The sequence below is a fragment of the Propionibacterium sp. genome (assembly GCF_047719395.1).
Classification (GTDB): domain Bacteria; phylum Actinomycetota; class Actinomycetes; order Propionibacteriales; family Propionibacteriaceae; genus Propionibacterium.
Window position 1 is genome coordinate 1 of sequence record NZ_JBDNTB010000064.1, and the last position, 15,163, is coordinate 15,163.

Annotated in this window: 10 protein-coding genes and 1 tRNA gene; 8 read left to right on the plus strand and 3 right to left on the minus strand. The window is 64.6% G+C overall.

What is annotated here, in order from left to right; all coding sequences use genetic code 11:
- Positions 1–56 precede the first annotated feature (56 nt).
- Positions 57–132, minus strand: a tRNA-Ala gene (locus ABF648_RS10510).
- Between the two features lie 148 nt (positions 133–280).
- A complete protein-coding gene (locus tag ABF648_RS10515; RefSeq protein WP_415632230.1) occupies positions 281–748 on the minus strand; it encodes a hypothetical protein in 468 nt (155 codons plus the stop codon).
- Positions 749–1,378: 630 nt separating this feature from the next.
- Here ABF648_RS10515 and ABF648_RS10520 point away from each other — a divergent pair.
- From ABF648_RS10520 to holA, 7 genes are all read left to right on the plus strand, one after another.
- Positions 1,379–2,371 (plus strand): DUF4192 domain-containing protein, encoded by a 993-nt coding sequence (locus tag ABF648_RS10520; RefSeq protein ID WP_415632231.1) that lies wholly within the window; start codon positions 1,379–1,381, stop codon positions 2,369–2,371.
- A gap of 395 nt (positions 2,372–2,766) precedes the next feature.
- A complete protein-coding gene (gene leuS, locus ABF648_RS10525; RefSeq protein WP_415632232.1) occupies positions 2,767–5,274 on the plus strand; it encodes a leucine--tRNA ligase in 2,508 nt (835 codons plus the stop codon).
- Between the two features lie 211 nt (positions 5,275–5,485).
- Complete coding sequence (locus ABF648_RS10530; RefSeq protein WP_415632233.1) at positions 5,486–6,769, plus strand: dihydroorotase; 1,284 nt, start codon at positions 5,486–5,488, stop codon at positions 6,767–6,769.
- A 150-nt stretch (positions 6,770–6,919) separates the two neighbouring features.
- Positions 6,920–8,632 carry an NAD-dependent malic enzyme gene (locus ABF648_RS10535; RefSeq protein WP_415632234.1) on the plus strand — a complete coding sequence of 571 codons (1,713 nt, stop codon included), beginning with the start codon at positions 6,920–6,922 and terminating at the stop codon, positions 8,630–8,632.
- Positions 8,633–9,213: 581 nt separating this feature from the next.
- Positions 9,214–9,900, plus strand: a complete 687-nt coding sequence (locus ABF648_RS10540; RefSeq protein ID WP_415632235.1) for a helix-hairpin-helix domain-containing protein — start codon at positions 9,214–9,216, stop codon at positions 9,898–9,900.
- Positions 9,884–12,250: a ComEC/Rec2 family competence protein gene (locus ABF648_RS10545; protein ID WP_415632236.1), complete on the plus strand. Its 2,367-nt coding sequence runs from the start codon at positions 9,884–9,886 to the stop codon at positions 12,248–12,250. Before ABF648_RS10540 ends, ABF648_RS10545 begins: the two co-directional genes overlap by 17 nt.
- Before the next feature lie 149 nt (positions 12,251–12,399).
- On the plus strand, positions 12,400–13,416 hold the full coding sequence (gene holA, locus ABF648_RS10550; protein ID WP_415632237.1) for a DNA polymerase III subunit delta: 1,017 nt from the start codon (positions 12,400–12,402) through the stop codon (positions 13,414–13,416).
- 290 nt (positions 13,417–13,706) lie between these two features.
- Here holA and rpsT read toward each other — a convergent pair whose 3' ends face one another.
- Positions 13,707–13,967: a 30S ribosomal protein S20 gene (gene rpsT, locus ABF648_RS10555; protein ID WP_415632238.1), complete on the minus strand. Its 261-nt coding sequence runs from the start codon at positions 13,965–13,967 to the stop codon at positions 13,707–13,709.
- A 366-nt stretch (positions 13,968–14,333) separates the two neighbouring features.
- Between rpsT and ABF648_RS10560 the strand changes: the two genes are divergently transcribed.
- The gene (locus ABF648_RS10560; protein ID WP_415632239.1) at positions 14,334–14,975 is read left to right on the plus strand and encodes a hypothetical protein; all 642 of its coding nucleotides are present in this window, start codon (positions 14,334–14,336) and stop codon (positions 14,973–14,975) included.
- The last annotated feature ends 188 nt before the right edge of the window (positions 14,976–15,163 follow it).

Here is a 15,163-nt window from a genome sequence, read left to right on the forward strand (position 1 = left end):
CTTTTTTGTGACACATGTCGCGAGACAAGTGAGACACATGTCGCGAGACATCACATTGGTGGAGCTAAGGGGATTCGAACCCCTGGCCTCTTCCATGCCATGGAAGCGCGCTACCAACTGCGCCATAGCCCCAACTGTTGGGTCCCTCCCTCGCGGGAGCGACCTGAACATACTAGCGTGCGGCCTCTGTTACGCCAAAATGACGGTGCTGCCTGCCAAGGTGGCGAGCGGCCTGCTCGTGGCCGACGCAGCCGCCACAGTGCCCAGACCTGACCCGCGCCTATGCCGGGATCATCAGCGCCGTGATCTGGCGTCCCGCCTGGTCAGCGAGGATCAACGTGGTGTCGCCTCGTGGCTTGTCCAGCCGGATCTGGCCTTGCTGGGTGCGGGTGGCTGAGATGGTGCCGCTCGCCATGTCACCGCTGGCCCGGTACTCCTTCGTGGTGGAGTTGTCGAGGCTGAAGAAGCTGTAGGTCAGAGTGCCCTGGCTGGCCTTCAGCGTCATCTGCACCGTGACACCCCGGGCATCCCACGTGCTCGAATCAACGTTCCACGTGCCTTGAAAAGTCCTTGTGGATACGGGAATGCTGTTCGTCACGGATGCTGAACCTGCCGGTTCAGGCGTAGTCGGTGAGGCGGGAGCAGTAGATGTTGGAGTTGGCATCGCCTGCGGCTGGACCTCCGGTGGCCGCGAGGCCAGGAAGACCAGCACGACAGCGATCACCACGGCCGCAACGATGACGGCCACGACCGGCCCCCGTCGACGCGATACCTGGTAGGCCGTGATGGCCTCGTGCGGCTCGGTGATGGATCGTTCGTTTTCCGTACCGAGGCGAATTGGCGGTGTCTGGTTGTCTGTTGGTGTGGACCACGGTGGGGGGTAGCCAGACCGTGCGCCCGGCGCTGCACTGCTCACATCGCGCAGAGGCTGAAACTGGCCATCCGGATGAGCTCTGTCCGAATCTCCTCCGAATCGATCCACCCCGGATGGCGAGGATTCGCCCGACCGGAATTCATGTCGGTCTGGGTCATTCGGGGTGTCCCCGTACGGGTCGACGTCCCCATAGGGATTGATCCCCGAGCCGTCCTCCGTCGGCTGACCAGGAGCACCTGTTGAGCCCTGAGCGCTCCGCGCTTCCGGCATGTCATGGCCCTCGTCGGGCGCAGGGGGAACTGGCGGCTCACTCATGGTGGTCAAAGCCTATGTCCCAGCACTGTCCCCCAGCTTCGCGGTGATCGTTCGACAGGCACATGGATTCGACAGGCACAGGGATAGGACAAGAACCGCTGCGATCCACAGGTTCTCCGAGTGATCGCAAATTGTGCACATCCACTCATCGTGATGACCGAATGGCGGATCCGCAGACATGGTCCTGGCATGAGACAAGAACAGGTCCATCTGAAGGTTGCAGGTCCCGCTGATCTGCTCGCCGTCGTTCCCTTCTGGCTCGGCTACGAACCCAGTGACTGCATCGTCGTCCTGGCCACACGCAAGGGCAGAGTGCAGGTCGGATGCGCCATGCCACGAGAACAGTGCTTCGAGAGCGATGGTCTCCCTGCGGTCCGGAAAATGCTGGGGTCCTGTCGCTCCGGAACCGACTACTTGATCGTGGGCTACGGCTCGCCAGTACCCACCGAAGCCGCCCTGCTGAAGGTGGCGTGCGTCCTCGACAACAGAAAGCTCGTCGAGGTCATTCTCGTCGAACATGACCGCTACTGGGTTCTGACTGAAGGGGACAGGCCAACAAGCGATGCCGGGCGCCTTCTCGATCCGATGGCATCCTCGGTCACTGCCGCGGCAATAGCGGCCGGCCTGCAGGCACATGGTTCCAGGCAGGAGCTGGCCGCGAACGTGCAGGGCCCTGATGAGGATGACGACGAGGCACGGTTCCTGTGGAATGAGGCCAGGGACAACGTCGCCACCTGGAGCCTGGAGCGTCGTTTCAGGTTTGTCGATGACTGCCTCCATGAGGCCGTCGATGAATTGCACCAACCAGATGCGCTGCGTTGCGTGGAGCTGGCGGTCGTGGTGCAGCAGATCAAGTTGAGAGATCACGCGTGGATGGCCATGGACCTCGACACCGGGTGGCGGCACCAGCAGCTGTGGCTGTGGGTGGTGGCAGTCACCCCGCCCGAAGTGGCCGCCCCAGTGCTGTGCCTGGCGGCGATGGCGTCCTGGCTCAGCGGCGGGGGAGCGCTGCTCACTGAATGCATCAAGCGTTGTGAGCAGCTGCATCCTGACTATTCGATGCTGGCACTGGTCCGGGAGACCTATGAGCGCGCCCTCCCCCCGGAAATATGGAACAAGATCGGATCAGCACACACACAGGGGCAGCGTCGTTGCCATCGCGATCTGTCCGAGTGCGGATGATTCCTGCAGGCAGTGGCGACACAGATGTGTCGCGCAGGCCGTGGCGACGCGGGTGTGCCGGAATGACGACGGCTGTAGGAAAGTAGGAAGCTCGACGTGTGAAGGGAGCGATCGCGGCCTGCCATGGGATGTCATGGAGCGGTGGTTGGCCAGTCCGATATGCTGACGGACATGCATGTGTGCGCCCAGCTTCTTGGCTAGCCATGCCCGCGAGCCGATTCCGATCGGCGGTGGCGTGGCTCCCTGATGTCCCTCTGTGACATCGGGGTTTTTGTTTGTCAGGGGCAGGAAAGCCCGCATGTGAACAGCTTGCCCGAGGACAGCTCGTGTGAAGAGGCACGTTCGAAGGCAACTCGAATGCACAGTGGTGCTGAAGTCGCAGGAGGCACAGAGAAGTGAGCCAGGTCGCGTCGAAGGACGACACCGAATCCGGTCGTGGCGACAGGGAGGCCTATGACGCGAAGGCGGCAGAGGCGAAATGGCAGAAGTACTGGCAGGAGAACGACACCTTCGTCGCCAAGGATTCCGATCCCCGTGAGCGCCGCTATGTGCTCGACATGTTCCCTTACCCCTCCGGCGACCTGCACATGGGTCACGCCGAGGCCTACGCCATGGGCGATGTGGTCGCACGCATGTGGCGCATGCAGGGCTACAACGTCATGCACCCCATCGGCTGGGACGCCTTCGGCCTGCCCGCAGAGAACGCTGCCATCCGCAACAATGAGCACCCGGCCCGCTGGACCTACGAGAACATCGCCACCCAGAAGAAGTCCTTCCAGCGCTACGGCCTGAGCTTGGACTGGACTCGCGAGCTGCACACCTGCGACGAGGAGTACTACGTCTGGACGCAGTGGCTGTTCCTGCAGTTCTTCAAGAAGGGCCTGGCCTATCGCAAGAGCGGATATGTCAATTGGTGCCCCAAGGACCAGACGGTGCTTGCCAACGAACAGGTCAAGGAAGGCCTGTGCGAACGCTGCGGCACGGTCGTCACCAAGCGTGAGCTGACCCAGTGGTACTTCCGCATCACCGACTACGCCCAGCAATTGCTCGACGACATGGATCAGCTCGAGGGCAAGTGGCCCGACCGGGTGCTGGCCATGCAGCGCCACTGGATCGGCCGCTCCGAGGGCGCCTGGGTGGACTTCACCATCGAAGGCAGAGACGAACCGGTCACCGTGTTCACCACCCGCCCAGACACCCTTTATGGCGCCACCTTCATGGTCGTCGCGCCGGACAGCGCCTTGGCAGGCGAAATCGTCGCCGATGCCCAGCGCCCGGCCTTCGAGGAGTACCTCGAAAGGGTCAAGCGCACCAATGAGATCGAGCGTCAGTCCACCGACCACGTCAAGACCGGGGTGCCACTGGGTGTCGAGGCCATCAACCCTGTCAACGGTGAGAAAGTCCCGGTGTGGGCAGCCGACTACGTGCTGTCCGAATATGGCTCCGGCGCGATCATGGCGGTGCCGGCCCACGACCAGCGCGACCTCGACTTCGCCACGAAGTACAGCCTGCCGGTGCGACGCGTCATCGACACCGGCGAGGAGGACCCCGCCGTGTCGGGCATCGCCACCACGGGCGACGGCGTCTATGTGAACTCCGGTCCGCTCGACGGTCTGCCCGACAAGGACTCCGGCAAGAAGACGATCATCACTCAGCTGGAGGCCAACTCCACCGGCAAGGCCACCGTCAACTACCGGCTGCGCGATTGGCTGCTGTCCCGCCAGCGTTTCTGGGGCTGCCCGATCCCGATCATCCACTGCCCCCACTGCGGTGACGTGCCGGTTCCCGAGAAAGACCTGCCGGTGAAACTGCCCGACCTGCGCGGTGAGGCGCTGGCGCCCAAGGGCACCTCCCCGCTGGCTGCTGCCACCGAGTGGAAGAAGGTGCGCTGCCCGAAGTGCGGAGCCATGGCCGAACGTGACACCGACACCATGGACACCTTCGTCGACTCCTCCTGGTACTACTTCCGGTACTGCTCACCGGGCTATGACAAGGGGCCCTTCCGTAGCGAAGACCTCGAACGGTGGGCTCCGGTGGACCAGTACGTCGGCGGTGTCGAGCATGCCACCATGCATCTGCTCTACTCCCGCTTCTTCACCAAAGTGCTACGCGACCTGGGCTATCTCGACTTCGACGAGCCCTTCACCCGCCTGCTCAACCAGGGCCAGGTGATCAACGAGGGCAAGTCCATGAGCAAGTCCCTGGGCAACGGTGTCGACCTCGGCCAGCAGCTCGACGCCTTCGGCGTCGACGCGGTGCGCCTCACCGTGGTCTTCGCCGGTCCGCCCGAGGACGACATCGACTGGGCCGATGTCTCCCCGGCCAGTTCACTGCGTTTCTTGCAGCGTGCCCACCGCCTCGCCCAGGAGGTTGCCACACCCGCAGGAACCGATCCGGCGGGCGGGGACAAGGCGCTGCGCAAGGCCACCCACAAGACCATCGCCGACATCAGCGAACTCATCGCCTCCGGTCGATTCAATGTGGCTGTGGCGCGCATCATGGAGCTGGTCAATGCCACCCGCAGGACCGTCGACAAGGCCGCGGCAAAGGGCGCAGACCCGGCGGTGCGCGAGGCCGTCGAATTCGTGGCCCAGGCGCTCAGCCTGTTCGCTCCCTACGTCGCGGAGGAGATGTGGGAACTGCTCGGCCGCGAACCCTCCATTGCGAACAGCAGTTGGCCCACCGCCGATCTCGACCTGCTGGTGGACGACGAGGTGACGATGGTCGTGCAGGTGCAGGGCAAGGTGCGAGCCAAGCTCCAGGTGAGCCCCGAGATCAGCGAGGAGGACGCCATCGAGGTGGCCATGGCCGACCAGAATGTGCAACGAGCACTCGCCGGCCGTCCCGTGATCAAGACGATCATCAGGCTGCCGAAGATGGTGAGCATCGTCCCGGGCAAGTGACCGGGAAATCCTGGGCAGGTTCTGGCAGACAACAGTGACGGTTCAGCTGTCGTCGCAGTCTGGCGTGCCGGGCAGCCCGGCGGTCACGGGCATGCACGAGCTGATATGAGCACGAGCTGATATGAGCACGAGCTGATATGAGTAAGAGCCGGATCAGTGGATCCGCATGCCGCACCGGGCAATGCGGGCTGGGCAAGGGCAGAGGAGCGCGATGGACTGGCTATTGAGGGGCGCCGATGTACTCGGCGAAGGTCCTCGTGACCTCTACGTGCTCGATGGGCGCTTCGCCGACCCCGCACAGGCAGGCCCCGATGTGCAGGTCATCGACGGCACCGGTCTGGTGGCTCTCCCAGCTCTGGTCGATCCGCACACCCACTTGCGTGATCCAGGCCTCGGCGATGCCGAGACGATCGCCAGCGGAATGAGCGCCGCCGCGGCAGGCGGGTACGGCGCCATCTTCGCGATGCCTAACACCGATCCGGTGGCCGACATCCCAGACATCGTCGAATACGAGGTGGACACCGCCACCGAGCTGGGCCGCTGCGACCTGCACGCCATCGGCGCGGTCACCAGGGGCCAGCTCGGCGAAACACTCGCCGACATCCGAGGCATGGCCGACAGCCGCGCGGCAGTGCGCATGTTCAGCGACGACGGCCACTGCGTCGCACGCTCCGATGTGATGCGCGACGCCCTCATCGTCATGCGCGAGACCGGATCGGTGATCGCCCAGCACGCCCAGGACCCGCTGCTCACCGTAGGCGCACAGATGGACGACGGCGAGCTGGCCCGCGAACTCGGCAGGACCGGCTGGCCCAAGATGGCAGAGTCGGTGATCATCGCCCGCGACGCCATCATGGCCGACGAGCTCGGCGCCAGGCTGCATGTCTGCCATGTCTCGACCCTCAGTGGGGTGGAGGTTGTCCGCTGGGCCAAGAAGATGGGCTACCCGGTCACCGCAGAGGTCACTCCGCACCACTTGGCGCTGGACACCGATGTCGTCGCCGGGTTGGACCCCAACTTCAAGGTCAACCCTCCGTTGCGCAGCCGCGAGAACATGGAGGCCTGCCGTGCAGCCTTCCTCGATGGCACGCTCGACATGATCGGTACCGACCACGCACCGCACCCCGACACCGCCAAGGCGTGCGGGTGGGATCAGGCTGCCAACGGAATGCTCGGGCTGGAGACCGCCCTCGCCGTGGTCGCTGATCTTTTCGTCCGCAGCGGCCAGATGAGCTGGCGTGAACTTGCCCTGCGGATGTCGGATCGCCCGGCAGCACTGATCAGCCTGGGCGACTCCTACGGCGCCGACCTCACGGTGGGAAGGCCCGCCTGCCTGTGCCTGGTCAACCCGGATCTGCCGTGGCAGGTCGATCCGCAGCGGCTGTCGTCCATCGCCCGCAACACACCCTTTGCACGCCGGGCGTACCACACCAAAGTGGTCGCCACGGTGCTGCGAGGCGAAGCCACCTTCGACAGCTGCGGACTGTTCGCCTGACAAGGTGATTCCCATGCGGTTCCGGCTGGCACGGGCCCTTGGCCCGGGTTTTGCATCGCCATCCCCTGTGGAGCATGCGCCGTGACAAGATGGACTCCGGGTGCTGGCCGACACCCGATGTCAGTGTTGACGGCAGGCAATGGAGGGGACATGGAGAAGGATTTCGAGTACGTCCGTCGTGACGGCAAGGAGGTCGTGAGAATCGCCGCCCGGGGCCGCGAAGTACTGACCCATCCCATGATCAATTTCGGGACGGCCTACACCCAGGCGGAACGCAGCGCCCTCGGCCTCACCGGGCTGCTGCCATCCGGCGTGATGAATGTCTACGACCAGATCAACCGCCTCTACCAGCAGTACCTCGTGGAGCCCAGTGACTTGGCCCGATACATCTTTCTCAGCGGGGTGCAGGACCGCAACGAGATCCTCTTCTACCGGCTCGTCACCGAACACATCGAAGAGATGCTCCCGATCATCTACACACCCACCATCGGGCAGGCCATCCAGGAGTACAGCCATCTCTTCCAGCGCCCACGCGGTGTCTTCCTCGACATCGACCATCCGGAGATCATGGAGCAATCGCTGCTTGACTACGGGCGTTCCCCGGACAATGTCGACCTCATCGTGGTGACCGATTCCGAGGGCATCCTCGGCATAGGCGACCAGGGCGTCGGGGGTGTCTCGATCACCATCGGCAAGCTTTCCGTCTACACCGCGGCCGCTGGGATCCACCCGAGCAGGGCGCTTCCTGTCGTGCTGGACACTGGCACGAACAATCTCGAGCTGCTCAACGACGAGGGCTACCTGGGTGTGCGGCATTCCCGGGTGCGTGGCGAGCGGTACGACGAATTCATCAACGAGTTCGCCACTACAGCGCACAGGCTCTTTCCGCACGCCATGCTGCACTGGGAGGATTTCGGGCCCAGCAATGCCCATCGCATCCTCGCCCGCTACCGCGACGAACTGTGCACCTTCAATGACGACATCCAGGGCACGGCAGCGGTCGTCGCAGCGGCGGTGCTGTCCGCCGTGAAGCGTTCCGAGGTGCCACTGACCGAACAGAAGATCGTGGTCTACGGCGCCGGCACCGCTGGCATCGGCATCTCCGACCTGCTCGTGCAACTGATGGGCGACGAGGGCCTGGCCACCCAGGACGCCCGCTCGCGTTTCTGGGCAATGGGCAGCCGGGGCCTCATCGTCGATGGTGGGCACATGCGCGATTTCCAGGAGCCCTATGCCCGTTCGGCGGACGACGTGAAGGGTTGGCGCGGCGGGCACTCGGGATACGACCTGGCCGAAGTGGTGCATCGCGTTCACCCGACGATGCTCATCGGCTGCTCAGCCCAGCCCGGCGCCTTCACCGAGAAGATCATGCGCGAAATGGCCTCCTACCAGGAGCGACCCATCATCATGCCGCTGTCGAATCCCACATCAAGGGCCGAGGCCCTCCCCGAGGACCTCATCAACTGGACTGACGGAAAGGCCCTGATCGCCACCGGCTCGCCCTTCACGCCGATCCAGCACGGTGGTACGCGCTTTGAGATCGCCCAGGCGAACAATGCGCTCGTCTTCCCCGGCATCGGCCTCGGCGTGATCACCACCCAGGCGACCCGGGTCAGCGACAAGATGATCATGGCTGCGGCCAGGGCCGTGGCGAAGGCCGGCATGAGCACCAGCCTGGGTGCCTCGCTGCTGCCGTCTATCAGCGAGTTGAGGACGGTCTCAGCGCAGGTGGGGCTGGCCGTTGTACGCCAGGCCGTGGACGAAGGTCTGGCGCAGCTGGTTCCCGAGGATCCCGTGCAGGCGATTGCCGAACAGATGTGGCATCCCAACTATCCCGAGGTTGAGATCGTCGATTTGCTGTAAGGCCTTGTCGGCACACTCTTGTCGGCTCCATGCCGAGCGGGCTGATGGATGCGCGGGCGTGCAGTGAACTCGGGGGTCTTGTGTGCAGTCCCGAACGCCCTCGCCGCGTCACGTTCCAGACATTTGTCCCCAGGGAACCGCTGAACTGACCGATCTGGTGGGTGAGGGCACAAGATCTCGGTGTGCGGCCCACCTCGCGGATTGATTCCGACCAGGAGAGGCTCGCCGAGCGGCTGAGGCAACTCATGCCAGGCGAGCCGTGGTCTGCGCCCGCGCCCCGTCGACAGTTGTCGCCAGAGACTTCTGGGCCGTCCGAAGCAGCCGATGACGACGAGTTCATCGATTTCGATGAAGGTCTCGGGGACAGGACGGGAGAGCACAGTGATCTCCTTCTCCCGGAGGAGGGCAGCGCATCGCAGATCCCGCCGGACTCCGGTGGGGGTACGCAGAGCCCCGGGAACCACGACCACCGATCCCTGGACCGAGAATCCATTGAACATGGCACGGAACGCTCTGCGGCGAATCCTGCCAGAATCGTTCGCAGTGCACGAGAATTCGGTCGGGCTCACCTGGCGGTCGTCGTGGTGGTCTGCGCTGCGATGCTGATCTTCGCGACCAGCCAGATCCTGCGGGCTCGCGCCACCACCGTGCCGGCCGGTCGCATCACGGCACTGGAGGGATTCAGCACGCCTGGCGCTTCCCCGCTTGCCACGGGGACGTCTCCCGGCTCTGTGAGCCCGACGCCGCAACCGCCTGTCCATGTTCACGTCCTCGGCGAGGTGCGCGTCCCCGGAGTGCACGAGCTGCCCTGGGGAGCCCGGGTGGCAGATGCTGTGAAGGCCGCCGGCGGCATGACTGATGGTGCCGATCCAGGCGAGCTCAACCTTGCGGCCACCATCTGCGACGGCTGCCAGGTCGTCATCGGTACGAGGGCCTCGCCCCGGGGTGAAGTACGCGGTCCAGCCGCCCCGCAGGGGTCGGCCGCAGGAACTGGCGGCGCCGGATCTGCCAGTACCGGACCTGCTGGTGCAGCAGCGAGCGGTCAGACAGCTGGCGGTGCCGGAGCCAGTGGTTCAAAGACCGATCTGAACACTGCCGATGTCACTGCCCTCGACCAGTTGCCCGGCATCGGGCCGGTGATCGCCGGCCGGATTGTCGAATGGCGCAACGAACACAAGCGTTTCACCCGCATCGAGGAACTGCAGGAGGTCAGCGGCATCGGCCCCGCACTCTACGAGAAGGTCAAGAACCATGTCACCGTCTCGTGATGAGCGCGCTGCCACCCCGCGAGAGGCCGTGGTGGACCTGCGTCTTGCGGCACCGGCGCTGTGCGCCTGGGCTGCCGCGTGGTGCACGCTCACTGTGCCCCTCGCTGCCGGGCTCACAATCGCGGTGGCAACGGCCGCATGCATCGGGGTGGGTGTGCGCCGAAACACATGGCATCTGGGCGCCTGCGCCGTAGTCGCGCTCACCGCCATGCTGTCCAGCCTTGGCCAGCAGTGGGCGGTGCGCGCCTCGCCCCTCGCCGAGGCAGCCCAGCAGAACGCAATGGTCGAGATCGTTGCCCAAGTGCGCACAGATCCCCGCAACCATGAAGGCAAGGCAGGCCGTCCAGATTCGGTGACGCTGCTTGTCAGCGTCGTTCAGCTGACCAGCCGTGGCGAGACTACGCGTTTGCGGGCAGACGCACAGCTGGTCGTTTCTGGGGAACTGGCCAGTGAACTCACTGCCTTGAAAGTGGGTCAGAAGGTGGTCTTGGTGGGTAAGGCATCCGAGCCCATGGACACCGCCGACAAATTGGCGGCCCGGATCAGGCCCACGGCTCCGTCTCGCGTGGTGGCTCCGCCCGGCGCTCTTGACGGCTTGCTCAACAGAGTCCGGGACGCGCTGCATGATGCCATGGCACACAGCGACCCGGCCCAGGCCGGGCTGGTGCCCTCCCTGGTCGTGGGCGACACATCGGGACTGCCGAAAGACCTGACCCAAGACTTCAGGACGGCCGGACTCACCCATCTCACCGCCGTCTCCGGCACGAACCTGACCCTCATGCTCGTCTTCGCGCTCACCATCGCCCGCACGCTGGGTATGAGAGGGTGGCCGCTGCGCGCGCTCGCACTGCCTGTCGTGCTCGGTTTCGTGCTGCTGTGCCGCTCCGAGCCGAGCGTTGTCAGGGCAGCGGCAATGGGCCTGGTGGCCTTGGGAGCCACAGGTCGCCGTGGTGTCGGCCCGGCAGGACTGCGCCAACTCGCCATGGCAGTGTGGATTCTCGTGCTGGCCGATCCATGGCTGGCCCGCAGCTGGGGATTCGCCCTGTCCGCCTTCGCCACTGCCGGAATTCTCTGGTGGGCGGGCCGATGGCAGCAGGCGATGCGCCACTGGTCGCCGGGATGGCTGGCTGAATCGATCTGCGTCCCACTTGCCGCGCAGCTGGCCACCCAGCCCCTGGTGACGATGCTGTCCGGTTCCGTGAGCATGGTGTCCCTGGGTGCGAATGCCCTCGTGGCGCCCTTCATCGGGCCTGTCACCGTACTCGGTATGGCAGCCGGAGCCCTCGGCACTGCCTTTCCGATGGGAGGGATCGCACTGGGATGGTTGGCCGGCTGGTGCGTCCAGCCGGTGATCCTCGTCGCCCGCATCGCCTCGGACATGCCCGCCGCACTCGTGACCTGGCCCGCATCACCGGTGGCCGTGGTGGTGCTGTGTGCCTGCTGCGCGGGTATCGCCTGGCTTGTTGCACGGGTCATTGCCCGGCTGGTGTGGTGCCTGGTGCTGGGCATCGCCATGATCGCAGCCTGTCTGTGGCGCCCGCCGATGCCCGGCTGGCCCACGGATTGGGATGTGGTGAGTTGTGATGTCGGCCAAGGTGACGCCACTCTGGCGCGCAGCGGCCCGCACAGCGCTGTGCTCGTCGATGTGGGGCCCGACCCAGCAGCCATCGCGAATTGCCTGCGCAATGCCGGCATCAGCACCGTGGCGCTACTGGTGCTCAGCCACTTCCATGCCGATCATGTCGGCGGGCTGGAGGGTGTGTACCGGGTCGCGAGTGTTCAGGCCGCGCTGCTCAACCCGCTGGTATCACCGGCAAGGGAGGCCGCAGCCGTGCATGCGATGATCAGTGCACGAGGAACCCCATCCAGAATCGCTGCTCCCGGGGACACTCTCGTGGTGGGGGAGGCGACCTGGTTCACCTTGCAGGTGGCCCCCGACACCGGCCCGGGTATTGCACCGACGGCAAGGGAAGGTGAGAGCGCCGCCGAGAACGATTCGAGCATCCTCGGACGTGTCGCCCGGCCCAGTTTCAGCCTGCTGGTGACAGGCGACATGGGTGCCAATGCACAACGCACGGCAAACAGAACCATAGGCGAGGGCCTGCGCACGGAGGTACTGAAAGTTCCCCATCACGGCTCCTCAGATCAGGACGACAGATTCCTGGCATCAACCCAGGCCCGGATCGCTCTGGTCAGTGCCGGTAAGAACAACTCCTACGGCCACCCCACGGCCAAAACTGTGGGCACCCTGTCGCGTCATTCGATGACAGTGCTGCGCACGGATGAACATGGCGACATCGCCGTGGCGCATCAGGGCGACGGACGGTTCCATGTGGCAAGCCGGCGATGATGCCAGGGCAGTGTCGAAACCCATGTTGCTTTCCCGTGATGCCCATGGTGACATGGGCAAGATTCAATCGTGTCGGTGCTCAGTGGCACCATGAGCTCGTGGCAGCACAAGGCGCGGGGACGGGCAGGAAGCGTACTCAGAGGTCTGGAGTGCGGGCCCCCACCGGGCGCGGCCCGGGCGAGCATGGATCAGCACAGTCAGTCTTCGGCACCGTCACCCTGGTCCAGGGCCCCGAAGCCCTCCTGGCCCAGCGTGCCGTGGCCCGGTTGCTCAATGCAGCCCGCGCGGAACATCCCGAGGTGCAGATCAGTGAGCTGGAAGCTCGCGCCATCTCGCCTGCCGACCTGCTCGAAGCAACGGGTGGCTCATTGTTCACGCCCTACTGCGCGGTGGTGGTGCACGGTCTTCCCGGCGCGTCGGTGGAGGTGGGTGATGCCATCGTGCAGTTCGCCACCGAGCCCGCCAGCGACGTCTGTCTGATCCTTGATCATCCCGGGGGAGCCAAAGGGCGTGGCGTGGTCGACAAATTGCGCAAGCGCAAGGCGCATGTGGTTCCTGCCACCGGCCCGAAAGCCTGGGAACTTCCCTCCTTCGTCATCGCCGAGGCACGCAGAGCTGGGGTGGACATGGATCAGCACGCAGCCCAGGCCCTGGTCGACGCCGTGGGCAGCGATCTGCGGGAACTCGCCGGTGCCGTCAGTCAACTGGCCAGCGATTGGGCCGGTACGCGTCTCACCGTCGACATGATCAGCCGCTACTTCGTGGGGCGCGCCGAAACGTCCAGCTTCGCCGTCAGTGACGAGGTGTTGGCAGGTCATGCTGGACGGGCATTGGAACGACTGCGCTGGGCGATGTCCTGCGGCGTGCCACCGGTTCTGGTCACCAGCGCTCTCGCCAGCGGACTACGTGCGCTGGGCAAGTATGTGGATCATCGGTCCTCGCGGATGTCCGATGTGGAACTCTCACGCGCGGTCGGTGTTCCGCCGTGGAAGCTGAAGACCCTCGCCCGGCAGGCCAGGAGTTGGGATTCTGCTGCGGTGGCGGCAGGTATCATCGCCGTGGCAAGGGCAGATGCCGAGGTCAAGGGAGCCGCCACAGATCCGGACTTCGCCTTGGAAAAATTGCTGCTCACCCTGGACGCCGCACGAATGAGCCAGCACGGCTGATCAGCGGGTGGAAACTCACGTGTGTCGGCAGCCGGCTGCCTGTGCCAGGCTCGCTGTGCCCTTTTCGAGCACCACATCTGCAGTGAGCAGAGCCGTCTGCACCGATGATCACATCGCGACTCCGTCATACGCACATGGGCCTGCCGCGTACGGGCATGAACAAGCGCCCCGACAACCCAGTGAGGATCGGGGCGCTTGAATGTCGCCGACAGCGGGGCCATCTGCGCAGATCCCGAAGGAACATTGCGCAGGGCCAAGCACTCAGCCCTGAGTGGCCATTGGCACCAAGCTCAGAGAGCTGCAGCCCGCCGGGAGATGGAGGACTTGCGATTGGCGGCCTGGTTGGCGTGGATGACGCCCTTCGAGGCTGCCTTGTCCAGCTGACGGTTGGCGACGGCGGCCAGTTCGACGGCCTTCTCCTTGTCGCCTGCATCTGCGGCCTCCCGGAACTTGCGCACGTATGTGCGCAGAGCCGACTTCACAGACTTGTTGCGCTGGCGAGCCTTCTCGTTGGTCTTGATGCGCTTCTTCTGCGACTTGATGTTTGCCACGTGTTCAGCCTCTGGGTCGAAAGTACTGGGTTGCGCCCCACAGGGCGCGGCTAGTGACTTTATCACCTGTCGGTTCCACCGCCCAATTCACCAGCGGGACCCCGGCTGCCAGTTCATGGCAGGCGCCCAAGCTGCGCTCACCGATGTCAGCGGCATTGTCAGTGAGTTCATTCGTGGCATCCCAGATCCGGACCGGCACGAATCATCTGGGCAATGCAGGCCATCTGGGCGAGTCGGGGCCGTGAGTCGCCCCAGCCATCATGCAGTTCGAGTGAATTCGAGTGAAAGTGTCCGACATAGGATGACAGTGATCAAAAAGTCAATGATGACTGCGGTCACGACCGGCCGCGGAGAAAGGCATGGATCATGACTCGATCCATCTACACCACGCTCGCCAAGATCGTCGGCATAGTGCTCATCATCGTGGGAATCGGCGCCCTCATCGGAGGTAACTTCTCGCACAGCTATGTCACCGCTCAGCTCAAGCAGGAGAACATCACGATGCCGGACCAGGCCAGTATCAATGCATTGGCCAATCAGGCCGACAAGGATGCCCTGACGCCCTACATCGGCAAGCCGCTCACGACGGGCACCCAGGCTCAGGCCTATGCCAATCACTTCATCTGGGCGCACATGAATGCGGCCGTGAAGGCTGCGGGGCTTCCCGCCGGAACGATGTATGAGGGCGTCGGCGATCACATCAACGATCGCAAGGCAGACCTGACGGCGCAGGGCAAGACCACCGACGAGATCAACAAGGATTCGCAGGTCGTCTCGCTCACCGCACTGCGCACCACGCTGTTCAATGGTGACGCGCTGCGGTCCATGCTGTTGACCGCCTACGCCTTCTGGTTGATCGGCACCATCGCTCTTGTCGCAGGAATCGTCCTGATCGTCATCGGCGTCGTCCTGGCTGTCGTCGGATTCGTGGCTGGCAGGCGTCCCACCTCCCTCACGGTGTCAGATGCTGATGCACCGGCTGCCAGTCAGAGCCCGAAGAAGGCCTGACGCGGAAACACCTGCAACCGTGCGGTTCAGGTTGTCACGGGCAGCCAGAAGCTGCACAAGGTTCACACCTTCCTCGTGGAAGAATGGGGGGGGGCCCCCCACCGCGGCGGCCGGCCCCCCCCCAGGAGATCTTCAACCCCCACCGCCAACCCACCCGCGGCCCCCCCAGGCCATCTCAGAAAAGAAAA